The following is a 15,783-nucleotide window of genomic DNA, read 5'->3' as shown; positions in this document are numbered from 1 at the left end:
ACATCGAGACCGGCGCCATCATGGAGCCGCAGCCGGCGCTGATGCAATCCGTTCCCAAATACGTGCTCGATTGAGAGCACGGCAGTCACACATGAAACGCAAGATCATCATTCCCCCCACGGGCCTGTTGCCGCACCGGCCGTACTCCCCCGGCGTAGTAGCCGGGCGGCACCTCTACGTGTCCGGTCATACGGGATCGGACCCCGTGACGCGTGACATCGCCAACGGTGTCGAGGCGCAGACGCGCCAGGCGTTCGACAACATCCGGGCCGTGGTCGAAACGGCAGGCGGCACCATGTCGGATGTGGTCAAGGTCAACATATTCATGATCGACATGAACCGCGACTTCGAGGCCATGAATGCCGTCTTCCGCAAGGTGTTCCCGAAGAATCCACCCGCACGTACCACGGTGGGCGTCTCGCACCTTGCACGTCCGGGCCTTTACCTGGAGATCGAAGTGGTGGCAGTGCTCGACGACGAAGCAGGGGCCCAGCGATGAGCGAATCACCCCGGACCGTGACCCTGCCGGGCGCAGTACATACCCTGCCGTTCTCGCCGGCGCTCGTCTGGCGCGATCTGGTGTTCGTTTCCGGGCAGGTCGGCAAGCATCCGCAGACCGGCGAGTTCGAGGAAGGCATCGAGGCCCAGACGCGCCAGACGCTGGAGAACGTGAAGGCCCTTGTCGAAGCGGCGGGCAGCACGCTGAAGAACACGTTGCGCATGACCATCTACATGACTGACATGCAGAACGAGTTCGCTGCCATGAACAGTGTCTTCCGCGAATACTTCTCCGATGCCTTGCCTGCACGAACGACGGCGGGGATATCGCACCTCGCAAAGCCTGGCCTCAAGATCGAGATCGATCTCGTGGCATTCAAGAACCATTCAGTGCCGTGCTGTCGATGACGGCATGGGCGACTTGAGCAGGATGGTGCGACCCAGGAGGTCGATGCGGCCGGCGCGCTTGAGCTTCTGCAGCGTGCGTGTGACCGTGACACGCGAGAGATTGGTCATGTTGCCGATCTGTTCGTGGGTCATGTGCACGCTGATGTGCGAGCTGCGGGCGTCGATTTCAGCCGAGTGCGTCTGCGCCATCTGTTCAAGGAAGCGCAGGATGCGCTGGTCGGGCGCTTCGTAGACGGCCTGGTGCAGCCGATCCACGGCAAGACGTTGCTTGAGACTGAGCACATACAGCAGCGACATCGCGAAGCGCGGATTCTGCGATATGTACTCCTCCATCCGGGCGACATTCAGCTGCAGCAACTCGGACGGCTCCATCACGCGGGCGGCCGAATAACGGGGCAGGGCGGTCAGCGCGGCAGCTTCGCCAATCACGCTTCCCGGCCCCATGATGTTGAACATCGATTCGTGCCCGTCGTTGCTGATGTTGAAGACGTGCACCTTTCCCGACAGCAGGATGTAGAAGCGCCGGTCGATCTCGCCTTGCGCAAAAAGGAACTGCCCGGCGTCATAGTGGACTTTCTCACCGATGCCGGCCTCCAGCATGTACGCGACATATTCACCGCGCGGTATCCACGTCTCCGACGTGGCATTCCGGGCGGCTTGCGATACGGTATCGACTGTGGACGACATGGCAGGACTCCGGGCTGGCGGTACGAAGGGCATGCAAGCGGCGTACCAATTCTGCACATCGTACGCGTGCAAGGGAATTTCCGGCATTCAGATTGCCCAGACGTCAACAAGAAGCGCTGGAGAAGGAGCGCCTGGTGCCCGGGGCCGGAATCGAACCGGCACGCCTTGCGGCGGGGGATTTTGAGTCCCCTGCGTCTACCAATTTCACCACCCGGGCAGTTGGGGATGCGAAGCCGAAAATTATGGCACAGTGCAGCCATGACATATCCGACGATCGAGGACGCCATCGGCAAGACGCCCCTGGTGGCGCTGCAGCGCATCAATGCCGGGGAAAACGCGAAGCGTGGCAACGTGATCCTGGCCAAGCTGGAGGGCAACAATCCGGCGGGCTCGGTGAAGGACCGGCCGGCGCTGTCGATGATCAAGCGCGCCGAAGAGCGGGGCGAGATCAAGCCGGGCGATACGCTGATCGAGGCGACGTCGGGCAACACCGGCATCGCGCTCGCCATGGCCGCCGCGATCAAGGGTTACCGCATGGTCCTGATCATGCCGGAGGACCTGTCCATCGAGCGTGCACAGACCATGAAGGCTTTCGGTGCCGAGTTGATCCTCACGCCCAAGAGCGGCGGCATGGAATACGCGCGTGATCTGGCGGACAACATGGTCAAGGCCGGCAAGGGCCGCGTGCTCGACCAGTTCGCCAACCCGGACAACCCGCGCATCCACTATGAAACCACCGGCCCCGAACTCTGGGCCGACACCCAGGGACGGATCACGCATTTCGTGAGCGCGATGGGCACCACCGGCACCATCACGGGCGTGTCGCGTTTCCTGAAAGAGAAGAACGCGGCGGTCCGCATCGTCGGTGCGCAACCGTCCGAAGGTTCGCGTATTCCGGGCATCCGCAAGTGGCCGCAGGAGTACCTGCCCAAGATCTATGACCCCTCCGCCGTGGACGAACTGGTCTACGTGACGCAGGACGACGCAGAAGACATGTGCCGCCGCCTCGCGCGCGAAGAAGGCATCTTCGCTGGCATTTCGGCGGCCGGCGCCCTGTGGGTTGCGCAGCAGGTGGCCAACCAGGTCGAGAACGCGACGATCGTCTTCGTGGTGTGCGACCGGGGCGACCGCTACCTCTCCACCGGCGTTTTTCCTGCCTGAGTCTGGAATCGCTCTGGCAAATGGCTTGGGAATACCGCTTCTGTCCCAACTGCGCCACGCCGCTGCAATGGGTGGCGCAGATGGAGGACGGCGGCGAGAAAAGCCGGCTGCGCTGTGTGGCCTGCCAATGGACGCACTGGAACAACCCGACGCCGGTGCTGGCGGCCATCGTCGAATATGAAGGGCAGATACTGCTGGCGCGCAACGTCGCCTGGCCGGGCCGCATGTTCGCGTTGATCACCGGCTTCATGGAGGCCGGCGAGACGCCGCAGGAGGGCATTGCCCGCGAAATCAAGGAGGAAACGAATCTGGACACGCTCTCGTTGTCCCTGGTCGGCGCCTACGATTTCAAGCGGATGAACCAGGTGATCATCGCCTACCACGCGGTGGCACAAGGCGAGGTGAAACTTTCGCCGGAACTGGCGGAATACCAGCTCTATACGCCCGAAACTGTGAAATGCTGGCCTGCAGGAACGGGTTATGCGCTGGCCGACTGGCTGCGCTCGCGCGGGCATGAGCCGAGTTTTGTGGACTTCCCGAAACGTGACTGACTGTCACTGTTGCGGCACGGGCGTTTAAAATACGGGCATTCCAAGGAACCTGCCATGCACATCGACAAGGAACTCGACACCCGCGGACTCAACTGCCCGCTGCCCATCCTGAAGGCAAAGAAGTCGTTGTCCGAGATGCGCAGCGGCCAGCTGCTCAAGGTGGTCGCCACGGATGCCGGCTCCGTCCGCGATTTCCAGGCCTTCGCCAAGCAGACGGGCAACGAGCTGGTCGAGCAGCAGACGGCTGGCGTGGAATTCATCCACGTGCTGCGCCGCCGCTGAGCGGATCGAATCGGGCTCCAGGCCCGGCCCGACGAACCCGGCCTATCGTTGCCGGGTTTTTCTTTCAGAGCGCGAGCGTCTTCAGATAGCTGCGGAACGCGTCGCCCACTTCGGTGTGCTGCAGCGCCAGTTCCACGGTTGCTTCCAGGAAGCCTTCCTTGCTGCCGCAGTCGTAGCGCTTGCCTTCGTACTGGAAAGCGTAGACAGACTGCTTCTTCATCAGCGCGGCGATGCCGTCGGTGAGCTGGATTTCACCGCCCGCGCCCTTGGGCTGCGCGCTGATCTCGGCGAACACTTCCGGCGTGAGCACGTAGCGGCCGGCCACGCCCATGCGTGACGGGGCTGCTTCGGGCTTGGGCTTTTCGACCATGCGTTCCACCTTGATGAGGCGGTCACCCGCCGGTGCACCAGCCACGATGCCATAGCGGCGCACATGGTTGAGCGGCACTTCCTGCACGGCCAGGATGCTGCCCTGCAGCTTCTCGAAGGCCTTGACCATCTGCACCAGCACCGGGTCGCCGCCCGTGGGGCCGGTCATCAGGTCATCGGCCAGTAGCACGGCAAAGGGTTCGTTGCCCACCAGGTGCTCGGCACACAGCACGGCGTGGCCCAGGCCCAGCATGCGCGGCTGGCGCACGTAGGAGCAGTTCATGTCGTTGGGCGTCACCGAATGAACGAGTTCGAGCAGCGCATTCTTCTGCGCCGACTCGAGTTCGGTTTCGAGTTCGTAGGCGGTGTCGAAATGATCTTCAATGGCGCGCTTGTTGCGGCCGGTGACGAAGATCATGTGGCGGATGCCTGCCGCATACGCTTCTTCGACCGCGTACTGGATCAGCGGCTTGTCCACGATGGGCAGCATTTCCTTGGGCTGCGCCTTGGTGGCAGGCAGGAAGCGGGTGCCGAGGCCCGCCACGGGGAACACGGCTTTTCGGATGCGTGCAGGGTTCTGCGTCATTCAGTCATCCAGACGTAAAGAGGGGGAGGGGAGGGAGGGGACCCGTGGATGTTACAAGCCCCCTCGGGGCGCGTCTGTCAGACGAGTCGTACAAGCTGGTCGTTCAGGCGCGCGACTGTAGCGGCGAAGTCGGCCACGCGCTTGCGTTCCTGCTCGATCACGGCCGCCGGTGCCTTGGCGACGAATGCCTCGTTCGACAGCTTGCCATTGGCCTTGGCGATCTCGCCTTCGAGCCGCGCCACTTCCCTGGACAGGCGGGCCTTTTCGGCGGCGACGTCGATCTCCATGTGCAGGCACAGGCGCGTGTCGCCGACAACTGCCACGGGCGCGGCTTGCGCAGCCGCCTGCCATTCGGCTTCGTTTCCGAACACTTTCACTTCGCTCAGCTTGGCCAGCGCCTTCAGCACGGCGGCGCTCTGCTGCATGAACGCCGCATCGCCCACCACGTACAGCGGCAGCTTCGTTGCGGGCGACACGTTCATCTCGCCGCGCAGGTTACGGCACGCATCCACCAGCGCCTTGAGCTTGCCGACGTGCGCAATCGCGGCTTCGTCGATCTTCTCCGGTTGCGCCTGCGGATAGCGCGCGATGCTCACCGATTCGCCGGCCAGACCCGCGACGGGTGCGACCTTCTGCCACAGCTCTTCGGTGATGAAGGGGATGACCGGATGCGCGAGGCGCAGGATCGCTTCGAGCGTGCGGATCAGCGTGCGGCGCGTGGCGCGCTGCTCGGCTTCGGTGCCGGTCTGGATCTGCACCTTGGCGATTTCCAGGTACCAGTCGCAGAACTCGTTCCAGACAAAGTCGTAGATCGCGTTGGCGACGTGGTCGAGGCGGTAGTCCTCGAAGCCCTTGGCCACTTCGGCTTCGGTCTTCTGCAGCGCCGAGCTGATCCAGCGGTCGGCCTGGCTGAAGTGCATGTAGCCGTGGAAATCGCCGCCGGGCTGGCACTCTTCCTTGGTGTGTTCCTTGAGACCGCAATCCTGGCCTTCGCAGTTCATCAGCACGAAGCGCGTGGCGTTCCAGAGCTTGTTGCAGAAGTTGCGATAGCCCTCGCAGCGCTTGCTGTCGAAGTTGATGCTGCGGCCCAGCGACGCCAGCGCCGCGAAGGTGAAGCGCAGCGCGTCGGCGCCGTACGCAGGAATGCCCTCGGGAAATTCCTTCTGCGTGTTCTTGCGCACCGTGGGTGCCGTTTCGGGTTTGCGCAGGCCCTGCGTGCGCTTGTCCAGCAGCGGCTCGAGCGAGATGCCGTCGATCAAATCCACCGGGTCGAGCACGTTGCCTTCGGACTTGCTCATCTTCTTGCCTTGCGCGTCGCGCACCAGGCCGTGGATGTACACGTGCCTGAACGGCACGCGACCGGTGAAGTGCGTCGTCATCATGATCATCCGGGCGACCCAGAAGAAGATGATGTCGTAGCCCGTGACGAGCACGGAGGAGGGGAGGTAGAGGTTGTAGTCGGCGGTGTCGCCTTCCACCTTTTCCGGCCAGCCGAGCGAAGAGAAGGGCACGAGTGCGGACGAGTACCACGTGTCGAGCACGTCCTCGTCGCGGCGAAGTGGCTCCAAGCCATGATCTGCTGCGACTTCAGCGGGAGCGCGCGAGCCAAACTCAATTGAACCGGCATTCATTGCTTTGAGGTACTTGCTGTAAGCCTCTTCCTCAGTGCGGGCGACAAAGAAGTTGCCTAGCGGGTCGTACCACGCCGGAATCTGGTGGCCCCACCACAGCTGGCGGCTGATGCACCAGTCCTGGATGTTGTTCATCCACTGGTTGTAGGTGTTGACCCATTGCTCGGGCACGAAGCGCACTTCGCCGCTCGCAACAGCGTCGATGGCCTTCTGCGCGATCGACTTGCCCGTCGGGTCCTGCTCGCTGACCTTGCTCATGGCGACAAACCACTGGTCGGTGAGCATCGGCTCGACGACCTGACCGGTGCGCGCGCAGATCGGCAGCATCAGCTTGTGCGGCTTCACGTCGATCAGCAGGCCGTCCTTCTCGAGGTCGGCCACCACGGCCTTGCGCGCGTCGAAGCGGTCGAGGCCGCGATAGGCCGCCGGGCCCGCATCGTTGATCTTCGCGTCGAGCGTGAAGATGGTGATCAGCGGCAGCTGGTGCCGCATGGCGCAGGCATAGTCGTTGAAGTCGTGTGCGCCGGTGATCTTCACCACGCCGGAGCCGAACTCACGGTCCACGAAATCGTCCGCAATGATCGGAATCTTGCGATCGCACAGCGGCAGGTCGACGTATTTGCCCACGAGGTGGCGGTAGCGGTCATCTTCCGGGTGCACGGCCAGCGCGCCGTCGGCCAGCATGGTTTCGGGGCGCGTCGTGGCGATGGTCATGCCGCGCTTTTCCTCGCCCTCGATGACCTGCGGGCCATCGGTGAACGGGTAAAGGATGTAGTGCATCTTGCCGTCGGACTCGACGCTTTCCACTTCGAGGTCGGACACGGCGGTCTTGAGCTGCGGGTCCCAGTTCACGAGGCGCTTGCCGCGGTAGATGAGGCCCTGCTCGAACAGGCGCACGAAGGTGTCGGTGACCACCGTGGACAGCTTGTCGTCCATGGTGAAGTACTCGCGGCTCCAGTCCACGCTGTCGCCCATGCGGCGCATCTGTGTGGTGATGGTGTTGCCTGACTTCTCTTTCCACTCCCACACCTTCGACACGAAGTTCTTGCGGCCGAGGTCGTGGCGGCTGACCTTCTGTTCCTGCAACTGGCGCTCCACCACGATCTGCGTGGCAATGCCCGCGTGGTCGGTGCCCGGCACCCACAGCGTGTTGAAGCCGCGCATGCGGTGGTAACGCGTGAGCGAGTCCATGATCGTCTGGTTGAACGCATGGCCCATGTGCAGCGTGCCCGTCACGTTCGGCGGCGGCAACTGGATGGTGAAGGACGGTGCTTTCGCGTCCGGCTGGCCCGAGCCGCGTACGCCCGCGACGCCGTAGCCCCGCTGTTCCCAGGTCGGGCCCCAATGGGCCTCGATGGCGGCGGGTTCGAAGGATTTGGACAGGCTGTTCAGGCCGGGTTGCTGGGGCTGGTCGCTCATGGCGTGTACAAAGCAGAAAGCGGCACCCCGAGGTGCCGCTTCAAAGGTTGGGGGGAATCGCAGATTTTACCGGTCGGCGCCCCCTGTTGCCGGCTCAGGCGGCCATGGCCTTGGTGGGCGGGCTGGAGGGCGTGCCGTCCGGCGCCGGGAAGCCCGGCACGTCACGCGCGGCACCGATGCATGCAGCCAGCACGGCGTCGTCGCCGATCTGGTTGGCCATGAGCAGGATCAGCCGCGCGTTGAGCAGCTCCGACTGGTCGCGGTCGAGGCCCTTGTGGGCATCGAGCAGCAGTTCGTAGAAAGCGTCCGGATTCTTCAGGTTCGGCGCTGACTTGATGGACTTCGGACTGTTCATGCGTTGTCTCCGGACGCGCCGAGCGCCCTGGCAATGGCGTTCACCACGTCGCTGTCGACGGCATCGCCCGTCGCGGCGATGTAGCTGTCGGGCCGCACCAGTGCCCAGCGGTGGCCGTGCACGTGGCAGGCGTCGCGCAGGGTGCCGTGCGGGTCGCGCACATGCTCGCGCGCTTGCGGCCTGTCCTTCGCGCCGAGGACCTGCACAGCAACGATCGGCGCCTGCGAAGCCAGAGCACAGATACGACCGATGTCGGTCGCGTCCAGTTCGCCGAAGGCCAGCAGCATCAGGCGGCCATTGGCCCAGCGCAGGAGATCGTTCACCGTGCCGGCTTTGCCATTGGCCCATTCGAAGGAGACGTTTTGCACCGGCAGCCCGCCGGTGGACTCGCACGCACTCGATTCGCTGTAGGGGTTGGCGATGGCCATGCGGCCGGTATTCACCATCTGCCGCGCGAATGTGTGCTGCCGCGCGAGGCCGATGGCTGCATTGCGGAATACGCGCTCGATGCCGTCGGCCGGCCGCAGGAAGCGGGCCGTGCGGGCCGACACACGCACGTTTTCGCGGGCAGCCTCATGGCGCTCTTCGTTGTAGCTGTCCAGCAGGGCAGGAGCGGCCTCGCCGCGCGTCACGGCGGCGAGCTTCCAGGCGAGGTTGTCGGCATCGGCGATGCCGGTGTTGCCACCGCGCGCACCGAAGGGAATCACCACTTTCGCCGAATCGCCCATGAAGAACACCCGGCCCACGCGCATGGTGTCGATGCATTCGGTACGGCAGACATATGGGCCGACCCAGACGATCTCGACCGGCGTATCCGCGCCGAACTGCTGCGCCAGGCGCTCGCGCACCACGTCTTCACGGCCGACGTACTTCGGGTCGGCGTCGGGAGCCATCTGGTAATCGATGCGCCAGACGTCGTCACCCATCAGGTGCTGCCAGACGGCGCGGTTTTCGTTGAATGGCGCTTCCACCCAGGTGTGGCGCTCGGTGGGCGGGCGGGTCTTGAAGCGCACGTCCGCGATGCACCAGCGGTCATCACCCTGGTAGGACGTGACCTCGGAATTGCACCAGCGGCGGAACGCGCTGCGCGAGCCGGTGGCGTCCACCACGTGCTCCGCTTCGATGACGTAGCCGCCTTCGGGCGTCTCCACGTGCAGCGTGGCGAAGGCGTCGTTCTGCTCGAACTTCGTCACGCGGTTGAGCCAGCGCACATCCACATGCCCGAGTTCGGCAACGCGCTCGACGAGATAACCCTCGACGTAGAACTGCTGGATGTTGATGAACGGCGGCTGGGCCGACAGGTTGTAGCCGCTGTTCTGTTTCAGGTCGAATGAATACACCTCGTCGTGGCCGGCGAAGGTGCGGCCCACGCTCCACTGGATGCCCTTGTCGTTCACGCGCTCGTAGATGCCGAGCTTGTGGAAGACCTCCAGCGACTTCTGCGTGTAGCAGATGCCGCGCGACGATGCGCCCTTGACGCCCACGGTGTTGTCTTCGTCCAGCAGCACGGCATCGACGCCCAGGCGCGCCAGTGCGCAGGCCATGGTCAGCCCCGTGACGCCGCCGCCCACAACGACGACCTTGTGCCGGCCGACCTTGCCGCTCCTGAGCTCCGGCGGCGCCACGAACGGGTACTCGGGTAGCGTGTACCCGGTGCCCTCGGAAAATTCGTAGCCGTTGGTGAATGCGGTCTGCGCGTAGCTCATGACTTCGCGCCGGAAGCCTTGTCTGCGACCTCGGGCCGGTCGTTCTGCTGCGGCTTGAGCGGCGTGGCGGACTTGCCGGCGGCGCGATCGGCGCGCCATTGCTCCTTGCGCTTCGTCCACTCGTTCAGGCGCGCGTGCGCCGTCCTGCTTTCCTGCAGCATCTGGAATTCGTCGGCCAGCTGCGCGGTCAGTTCGAGGCGGATGCCGTTGGGGTCGAAGAAATAGATGCTCTTGAAGATGTGATGGTCGGTCACGCCGAGCACCTCGACGCCATGGGCCAGCAGCCGCGTCTTCGTGGCTTCGAGCTCTTCCACCGTGTCCACGCGGAACGAGATGTGGTTGACCCACTTGGGCGTGTTGGGCGAGGGCTCGGCGGCCACGTCGTCGCCGAGGTCGAAGAAGGCGATGAACGAGCCGTCCTGCAGGCGGAAGAAGAAGTGCGTGTACGGGCAGTACTCGCCCGTGCTGGGCACGTAGTCGCTCTGGATGATGTGATAGAGCGGCAGGCCGAGGATGTCCTCGTAGAACTGGCGGGTCTCTTCCGCATCCCTGGCGCGGTAGGCGTAGTGGTGCAGTTGCTGCACCTTGGCGGGCGCGGGCAACGCAGCGGCATTGACGGTGTTTTCCTTGAGCACGGCGGCCATGTCAGTCTCCTTGTCATCGGACGGTCTGGAATTTACCTATCCGTAATCGGTTTACTATAACGTAATTCTTTTTCGCGTGGCTTGCCCCTACACCTACATCCGTGTGGGGCCTCCCGCGCAGGCTGGGCGCGGCTCGCGCCGATAATGCGGGCTTCCCATGCTTTTTCTCATCTCTCCCGCCAAGTCGCTGGATTACGACACCCCGTTGGGTGACGTACCGCATACGCTGCCGCTGTTCACACGGCAATCCGTCGAACTCATCGACGTGCTGCGCAGGAAGACACCCGCGCAGGTGTCGGCGTTGATGGACATCAGCGACCCGCTGGCGGCACTCAATGTCGCCCGCTACGAAGCCTTCAGTCCGCGTTTCACCGAAAGGAACTCGCGGCAGGCCGCGCTCGCCTTCGACGGCGACGTTTACGACGGCCTGCAGGCGCGCACGCTCAAGCCCGCGCAATTGCAATGGGCGCAGGAACACCTGTGCATCCTGAGCGGCCTGTACGGCGTGCTGCGTCCGCTGGACCGCATGCAGCCCTACCGGCTGGAGATGGGCACGTCGCTCGAAACCGCGCGCGGCCGCAACCTGTACCAGTTCTGGGGCGATCGCATCGCCACGTACTTGAACGAGCGGCAAGCCGAAGAGAAATCGCCGGTCGTGGTGAACCTTGCCTCGCAGGAGTATTTCAAGTCGGTGGACCGCAAGGTGCTGCGCGCGCGTGTCGTCGAATGCGTGTTCGAGGAATACAAGTCCGGCCAGTACAAGGTCATCAGCTTTCCGGCCAAGCGGGCGCGCGGCATGATGGCGCGATACGCCATCGTCAACCGCATCGGCTCGGTGAAGAAGCTCGAAGGGTTCGACGCCGACGGCTATGCGTTCGCGCCCGACGTGTCGACGCCGGACCGGCTCGTTTTCAGGCGCAGGGCGGGCTGATCTTCGTTGACCCTCATGAGCAACGCACAGACCGTCACCCCCGAACTGCGCCGCTGGATCGTCGAGCAGGCACAGGCCGGCCATCCGCCGCAATCGGTGCTGCAGGCCATGCTGGCCTCGGGCTGGCGGGAAGACGTGGCCATCGAGGCGCTGGAGGCCACACTGGAACAGCACCTCGATGCAGACGCTGTGCAGCGCGGCCTGCCGCCGGCGGTGCCGGTGCCTGAGCCCGATCTGGCGGAGTCGCCCCTGCATCTCGACGCCGGCGACCGGCGTGTGCACGTGCTCAACGCCATGTTCAACCCGCGCGTCGTGGTGTTCGGCAACCTGCTGTCGGCCGACGAATGCGAGGCGCTGATCGAGGCGGCGAAGCCGCGCCTGGCACGCTCGCTCACCGTGGAGACGCGTACCGGCGGCCAGGAAGTGAACGACGACCGCACCAGCAGCGGCATGTTCTTCACACGCGGTGAGTTTGACGTGGTGCGCCGGATCGAGGAGCGCATCGCGAAGCTGGTGAACTGGCCGGTGGAGAACGGCGAGGGCCTGCAGATCCTTCACTACCGACCTGGCGCCGAATACAAGCCGCATTACGACTATTTCGACCCGGCCGAACCTGGCACGCCGACCATCCTCAAGCGCGGTGGCCAGCGCGTGGCCACGCTCGTCATGTACCTGCGCGAGCCCGAGAAGGGCGGCGGCACCACCTTCCCGGACATCCACATGGAAGTGGCGCCGGTGCGCGGCAACGCGGTCTTCTTCAGCTACGAGCGTCCGCACCCGACCACCCGCACGCTGCATGGCGGTGCGCCGGTGATCGCGGGCGAGAAATGGATCGCCACCAAATGGTTGCGGGAAAGAGAATTTTCATGACAGAGAACACGCCCGAGCTGTCGCAGCTGGGCAAGGCGTCCGCTTATGTGGACCGGTACGACGCGTCGCTGCTGTTCCCGCTGCCGCGCGCGCCCAAGCGCGAGGAGATCGGGGTCACGGGACGCATGCCCTTCTTCGGGGCCGACATGTGGACCGCGTTCGAGCTGTCGTGGCTCACGCTGCGCGGCAAGCCGCAGGTGGCGCTGGCCCACATCACCGTGCCGTGCGAAAGCACGCACATCGTGGAGAGCAAGTCGTTCAAGCTCTATCTCAACAGCTTCAACAACACGCGCTTTGCCGACTCGGCGGAAGTACAGGCCCGCCTGCGTGCCGACCTGAGTACGGCGGTGTGGCACGGTGGGCCGATGCAGTCTTCGGTGGGCGTGAAGGTGCTGCTGCCCGAAGTGTTCGACCGCGAGCCCGTGCATGAACTCGACGGCCTGCTGATCGACCGGCTGGACATCGACTGCGACCGCTACACGCCCGCGCCCGAATTGCTCACTGCGGAATTCGCCGAGCAGCCGGTGGAAGAAACGCTGGTCTCCAACCTGCTCAAGAGCAACTGCCTCGTGACCGGGCAGCCCGACTGGGGCAGCGTGCAGATCCGCTACAGCGGTCCGCAGATCGACCAGGCGGGCCTGCTGCGGTATCTCGTCAGCTTCCGCAACCACAACGAATTCCACGAGCAGTGTGTGGAGCGCATCTTCATGGACGTGTGGACGCGCTGCAGACCCGTCAAGCTGGCGGTCTATGCGCGTTACACGCGGCGCGGCGGGCTGGACATCAACCCGTTCCGCACCAGCCATCCTTCGGCATTGCCGGCGAACGTCAGGACAGCCCGGCAGTGATCGCAGGGGTATGTCAAATGACATTGGGTGGGGTCGTGACCCCCACCTATGATGGTCGCCGACCATGAGTACAGCCCCCACCGACACGTCCCCACCTGCATCCGCCGGCGTGTTGCACGCCCTGCGGACGGCCACCTCGGCGCAGCATGAATGGCTGGACAGCCATGTCCCGCTGGCCAAGACATCGCCGGGGCGTGCGGACTACGTGATGCACCTGCAGGCGCTGGCCCTGTGGCTGCGGCGCATCCAGCCGGCGCTGGAGTTGGCGGGCTGGGGACAGGAATACCTGGCGGCCGCACTGGAAGATCTGCAGGAAGCGGGTGTGGACCCGGACATGGCAGTGACTGCCGTGGCCGGCGCTTCGACGGCCGCACTGCCGGACCGCAACCCGGCCTTCTGCCATGGCGTGGCCTATGTGGTGGAGGGGTCGCAACTGGGGGGCCAGGTCCTCTACAAGCGCCTTGCCGCCTCGCTCGCACCGCTTTCGCTGGCCTACCTGCAGGGGCGTGGGCCTGAAACGGGCGCGCACTGGCGGTCCTTCCTCGAGGCGTTGAAGGCCCACGCAGACACTCCCCAGGACATCGCCCTCGCGTGCGACGGCGCGCGCTGGGCTTTCGCCACCATCATCGAGCTTCACCGGAGCAAAGAAAGACTCTCCCCCACATGAACGAACCCGTGGAATCTGCCGCCCCCGTCAACCTCGACAACTGCGAACGCGAGCCCATCCACATCCCGGGCAGGATCCAGTCGCATGGCGCGCTGGTCGCATTCAGCATGGACGGGCTGGTCACGCACCGCAGCGCGAATGTGACGCAGCTGCTGGGCGGGCAGGCGCCCGTGCTGGGCCAGAAGCTGGCACAGACCTGCTTCGGCGAGCAGCCCGAAATGCTGCTGGCCATCCGCAAGTGCCTGGAGAACCGCACACTCGACGCCCAGCCGTTCGCGATGGAAGCCACCATCGGCGGCAAGACGCTGGAGCTCGTGGGACATCGCATTGGCCGCCGCGTCGTGCTCGAACTCGAGCCGCTGGAGGTGGTGTCCTCCTTTGGTGACCATGCCTTCCAGGGCCATCGCGCGCTCGCCCGCCTTCGCCACCTGCGCGGAGAAGACAGCCTGTTGCAGGCTGCGGTGGAAGAGGTGCGCGCACTCACCGGCTTCGACCGCGTCATGGCCTACCGCTTCCGCCACGACGACAGCGGCGACGTGGTGGCCGAAGCGGTCACCGACGCGCTGGAGCCGTTCATCGGTCGCCGTTATCCGGCCAGTGATATTCCTGCGCAGGCCCGCCGGCTTTACGTGCTCAACACGCTGCGCTACATCGTCGATGTGAACAGCGAAACCGTGCCCGTGGAGACGGGGGTTGCCGGCGGCGCGGGTCCTGAGGCCGCGGAGCCGCTGGACATGAGCTACTGCGTGCTGCGCAGCGTCTCGCCCATCCATATCGAATACCTGCAGAACATGGGTGTGGCGGCTTCCATGAGCATTTCCGTCGTCATCAACGGCAAGCTCTGGGGCATGCTGGCCTGCCATCACATGACGCCGCGCTTTGTGCCCCACACGGTGCGCTCGGCCTGCGACGTGCTGGCGCAGGTGCTTGCAGCCAAGGTGCAGGGGGAAATCGCCCGCACCGAGGCGCAGCGCACCGAAGTCGCCGCCGCCGTACGCACGCGCGCGCTGGAAGCGCTCCTGCACAAGGACGAAGGCATCTTCGCGCTCGCGCCCTATGCGGCCGACATGGCGGGCACCATGAATGCCGGTGCGCTGTTTCTGGCCGAGCGTGGACGCCTGTTCGTCTGGGGTGATCTGGCGCAGAATGCCGCGCGCGCGCTGGTGCGATGGCTCGAGACCACCGACCCTTCGATGCAGTTGGTGAGCGGCGACCGCGCGGGCGACCTGCCCGAGGAACTGCGCGAGCTGATGGGCAAGTGGTGCGGCTTCCTCGCACTGCGCGTCGCGGCCACGCACCAAGGCTGGCTGGTGTTCCTGCGCCTCGAGCAGATCGAGACCATCGCATGGGGCGGCCGGCCCGAAAAGGAATACACGCATGGCCCGATGGGCCCGCGCCTCACGCCGCGCGGCTCGTTCGACGTGTGGAGGGAAACCGTGCGGGGCAGCGCCGAACCCTGGGGCGAGGTGGACCGGGGGATCGCCAACGGCCTGCTCACGGAACTGCTGCGCGCCTATGCGGCACGCACGGTGGACGTGGAGCGCGCCCGTGCCCACCTGCTGTCCATGCTCGGTCAGGGCATGAACAGCGACCAGGCGGTGTCCGGCAGTCCCGCGGAGGACGCGCAGAGCGCCAGTCGCCTGCAGCGTCTCGTGGCGAGCGTGCTCGATGCTTCGCGACTGCAGACCGGCTCGGGTCTTGCCCTGCGGATGGCGCCACTGGACCTCGCGCAGCTGGCCAATGACATCATCGACCGCGTGGAAGCCGCGCATCCTGGCGTGCGCACCATCCGCGAGATCCCGCGCAGCCTGATGATGGAAGGCGATGCCGAACGCCTGTGCCAGGTGCTGGACACGCTGCTCGCCAATGCGCGCCAGTACGGCGCGCATGGCGAGGCGGTGCTCGTGCAGCTGAACCAGTGGGGCGACAGCGTCACGCTGGAGGTGAGCAATATGGGCGAAGCGATCGACACGCACGACGGGCAGTCGCTCTTCGACCCGTTCCGCGTACAGCCGAACAAGGTCAATACAGGCCTGGGCCTCGGTCTCTACATCGCGCAGCACATCGCGCGGGGGCACGGCGGCGACATCAGCTACACCTACGCCGACCCGTATGTGGTGTTCTCCGTCCGCCTGCCGCTGCAGCAGCAGGGCAGCGGCCGCTAGGGCCG

The 15,783-nt window shown here is 65.0% G+C and carries 16 protein-coding genes and 1 tRNA gene; 10 read left to right on the top strand and 7 right to left on the bottom strand.

What is annotated here, in order from left to right; genetic code table 11:
• The first annotated feature begins 91 nt into the window (after positions 1-91).
• Positions 92-499: a RidA family protein gene (locus ACO2Q9_RS17885; RefSeq protein WP_423313243.1), complete on the top strand. Its 408-nt coding sequence runs from the start codon at positions 92-94 to the stop codon at positions 497-499.
• Positions 496-906, top strand: a complete 411-nt coding sequence (locus ACO2Q9_RS17880) for a RidA family protein (protein ID WP_423313241.1) — start codon at positions 496-498, stop codon at positions 904-906. Before ACO2Q9_RS17885 ends, ACO2Q9_RS17880 begins: the two co-directional genes overlap by 4 nt.
• On the opposite strand, the gene ACO2Q9_RS17875 is transcribed toward ACO2Q9_RS17880, so the two are convergent.
• The gene (locus ACO2Q9_RS17875) at positions 886-1,593 is read right to left on the bottom strand and encodes a Crp/Fnr family transcriptional regulator (protein WP_423313239.1); all 708 of its coding nucleotides are present in this window, start codon (positions 1,591-1,593) and stop codon (positions 886-888) included. The genes ACO2Q9_RS17880 and ACO2Q9_RS17875 overlap by 21 nt on opposite strands.
• 132 nt (positions 1,594-1,725) lie before the next feature.
• A tRNA-Leu gene (locus ACO2Q9_RS17870) sits at positions 1,726-1,810 on the bottom strand.
• Between the two features lie 41 nt (positions 1,811-1,851).
• Here ACO2Q9_RS17870 and cysM point away from each other — a divergent pair.
• From cysM to ACO2Q9_RS17855, 3 genes are read left to right on the top strand one after another with little or no spacing between them, the layout of a single operon-like run.
• Positions 1,852-2,754 (top strand): cysteine synthase CysM, encoded by a 903-nt coding sequence (cysM, locus tag ACO2Q9_RS17865; protein WP_423313238.1) that lies wholly within the window; start codon positions 1,852-1,854, stop codon positions 2,752-2,754.
• A gap of 20 nt (positions 2,755-2,774) precedes the next feature.
• Entirely contained in the window at positions 2,775-3,305 is a 531-nt protein-coding gene (locus tag ACO2Q9_RS17860) for an NUDIX domain-containing protein (protein WP_423313237.1), read from the top strand.
• Between the two features lie 54 nt (positions 3,306-3,359).
• Positions 3,360-3,587 carry a sulfurtransferase TusA family protein gene (locus ACO2Q9_RS17855; protein ID WP_423313236.1) on the top strand — a complete coding sequence of 76 codons (228 nt, stop codon included), beginning with the start codon at positions 3,360-3,362 and terminating at the stop codon, positions 3,585-3,587.
• 64 nt (positions 3,588-3,651) lie between these two features.
• On the opposite strand, the gene galU is transcribed toward ACO2Q9_RS17855, so the two are convergent.
• The 5 genes from galU to ACO2Q9_RS17830 all read right to left on the bottom strand — a co-directional run bounded on the left by galU (position 3,652) and on the right by ACO2Q9_RS17830 (position 10,297).
• Positions 3,652-4,542 carry a UTP--glucose-1-phosphate uridylyltransferase GalU gene (gene galU, locus ACO2Q9_RS17850; protein WP_423313234.1) on the bottom strand — a complete coding sequence of 297 codons (891 nt, stop codon included), beginning with the start codon at positions 4,540-4,542 and terminating at the stop codon, positions 3,652-3,654.
• Between the two features lie 77 nt (positions 4,543-4,619).
• Complete coding sequence (locus tag ACO2Q9_RS17845; RefSeq protein WP_423313232.1) at positions 4,620-7,592, bottom strand: valine--tRNA ligase; 2,973 nt, start codon at positions 7,590-7,592, stop codon at positions 4,620-4,622.
• A 94-nt stretch (positions 7,593-7,686) separates the two neighbouring features.
• Positions 7,687-7,947 (bottom strand): DUF2783 domain-containing protein, encoded by a 261-nt coding sequence (locus tag ACO2Q9_RS17840; RefSeq protein ID WP_423313230.1) that lies wholly within the window; start codon positions 7,945-7,947, stop codon positions 7,687-7,689.
• Entirely contained in the window at positions 7,944-9,653 is a 1,710-nt protein-coding gene (locus ACO2Q9_RS17835) for an FAD-dependent oxidoreductase (RefSeq protein WP_423313228.1), read from the bottom strand. Before ACO2Q9_RS17835 ends, ACO2Q9_RS17840 begins: the two co-directional genes overlap by 4 nt.
• Positions 9,650-10,297 (bottom strand): VOC family protein, encoded by a 648-nt coding sequence (locus ACO2Q9_RS17830; protein ID WP_423313226.1) that lies wholly within the window; start codon positions 10,295-10,297, stop codon positions 9,650-9,652. The genes ACO2Q9_RS17835 and ACO2Q9_RS17830 overlap by 4 nt, the downstream gene beginning before the upstream one ends.
• 157 nt (positions 10,298-10,454) lie before the next feature.
• On the opposite strand from ACO2Q9_RS17830, the gene yaaA reads away from it, so the two are divergent.
• The 5 genes from yaaA (at position 10,455) to ACO2Q9_RS17805 (ending at position 15,778) form a co-directional block, all read left to right on the top strand.
• Positions 10,455-11,228 (top strand): peroxide stress protein YaaA, encoded by a 774-nt coding sequence (yaaA, locus tag ACO2Q9_RS17825; RefSeq protein WP_423313224.1) that lies wholly within the window; start codon positions 10,455-10,457, stop codon positions 11,226-11,228.
• A gap of 15 nt (positions 11,229-11,243) precedes the next feature.
• The gene (locus tag ACO2Q9_RS17820) at positions 11,244-12,098 is read left to right on the top strand and encodes a 2OG-Fe(II) oxygenase (protein ID WP_423313222.1); all 855 of its coding nucleotides are present in this window, start codon (positions 11,244-11,246) and stop codon (positions 12,096-12,098) included.
• Positions 12,095-12,946 (top strand): NADPH-dependent 7-cyano-7-deazaguanine reductase QueF, encoded by an 852-nt coding sequence (queF, locus tag ACO2Q9_RS17815; protein WP_423313220.1) that lies wholly within the window; start codon positions 12,095-12,097, stop codon positions 12,944-12,946. Before ACO2Q9_RS17820 ends, queF begins: the two co-directional genes overlap by 4 nt.
• Before the next feature lie 64 nt (positions 12,947-13,010).
• Complete coding sequence (locus ACO2Q9_RS17810; protein ID WP_423313218.1) at positions 13,011-13,613, top strand: biliverdin-producing heme oxygenase; 603 nt, start codon at positions 13,011-13,013, stop codon at positions 13,611-13,613.
• Complete coding sequence (locus tag ACO2Q9_RS17805; protein ID WP_423313216.1) at positions 13,610-15,778, top strand: GAF domain-containing protein; 2,169 nt, start codon at positions 13,610-13,612, stop codon at positions 15,776-15,778. The genes ACO2Q9_RS17810 and ACO2Q9_RS17805 overlap by 4 nt, the downstream gene beginning before the upstream one ends.
• The last annotated feature ends 5 nt before the right edge of the window (positions 15,779-15,783 follow it).

Origin of the sequence: Variovorax sp. VNK109, from assembly GCF_049445855.1 — a bacterium.
Classification (GTDB): domain Bacteria; phylum Pseudomonadota; class Gammaproteobacteria; order Burkholderiales; family Burkholderiaceae_C; genus JAGOCV01.
The sequence above is the reverse complement of the archived record's forward strand: the minus strand, read 5'-3'. Positions and strand labels throughout refer to the sequence as shown.

Excerpts from the sequence above, each read along its gene's own strand:
- ACO2Q9_RS17880 (WP_423313241.1), top strand. The coding sequence starts at position 496 with ATGAGCGAATCACCCCGGACCGTGACCCTGCCGGGCGCAGTACATACC.
- galU (WP_423313234.1), bottom strand. The coding sequence starts at position 4,542 with ATGACGCAGAACCCTGCACGCATCCGAAAAGCCGTGTTCCCCGTGGCG.
- ACO2Q9_RS17810 (WP_423313218.1), top strand. The coding sequence starts at position 13,011 with ATGAGTACAGCCCCCACCGACACGTCCCCACCTGCATCCGCCGGCGTG.
- ACO2Q9_RS17805 (WP_423313216.1), top strand. The coding sequence starts at position 13,610 with ATGAACGAACCCGTGGAATCTGCCGCCCCCGTCAACCTCGACAACTGC.
- ACO2Q9_RS17840 (WP_423313230.1), bottom strand. The coding sequence starts at position 7,947 with ATGAACAGTCCGAAGTCCATCAAGTCAGCGCCGAACCTGAAGAATCCG.
- cysM (WP_423313238.1), top strand. The coding sequence starts at position 1,852 with ATGACATATCCGACGATCGAGGACGCCATCGGCAAGACGCCCCTGGTG.
- ACO2Q9_RS17875 (WP_423313239.1), bottom strand. The coding sequence starts at position 1,593 with ATGTCGTCCACAGTCGATACCGTATCGCAAGCCGCCCGGAATGCCACG.
- ACO2Q9_RS17830 (WP_423313226.1), bottom strand. The coding sequence starts at position 10,297 with ATGGCCGCCGTGCTCAAGGAAAACACCGTCAATGCCGCTGCGTTGCCC.
- yaaA (WP_423313224.1), top strand. The coding sequence starts at position 10,455 with ATGCTTTTTCTCATCTCTCCCGCCAAGTCGCTGGATTACGACACCCCG.
- ACO2Q9_RS17855 (WP_423313236.1), top strand. The coding sequence starts at position 3,360 with ATGCACATCGACAAGGAACTCGACACCCGCGGACTCAACTGCCCGCTG.
- ACO2Q9_RS17860 (WP_423313237.1), top strand. The coding sequence starts at position 2,775 with ATGGCTTGGGAATACCGCTTCTGTCCCAACTGCGCCACGCCGCTGCAA.
- queF (WP_423313220.1), top strand. The coding sequence starts at position 12,095 with ATGACAGAGAACACGCCCGAGCTGTCGCAGCTGGGCAAGGCGTCCGCT.
- ACO2Q9_RS17835 (WP_423313228.1), bottom strand. The coding sequence starts at position 9,653 with ATGAGCTACGCGCAGACCGCATTCACCAACGGCTACGAATTTTCCGAG.
- ACO2Q9_RS17885 (WP_423313243.1), top strand. The coding sequence starts at position 92 with ATGAAACGCAAGATCATCATTCCCCCCACGGGCCTGTTGCCGCACCGG.
- ACO2Q9_RS17845 (WP_423313232.1), bottom strand. The coding sequence starts at position 7,592 with ATGAGCGACCAGCCCCAGCAACCCGGCCTGAACAGCCTGTCCAAATCC.
- ACO2Q9_RS17820 (WP_423313222.1), top strand. The coding sequence starts at position 11,244 with ATGAGCAACGCACAGACCGTCACCCCCGAACTGCGCCGCTGGATCGTC.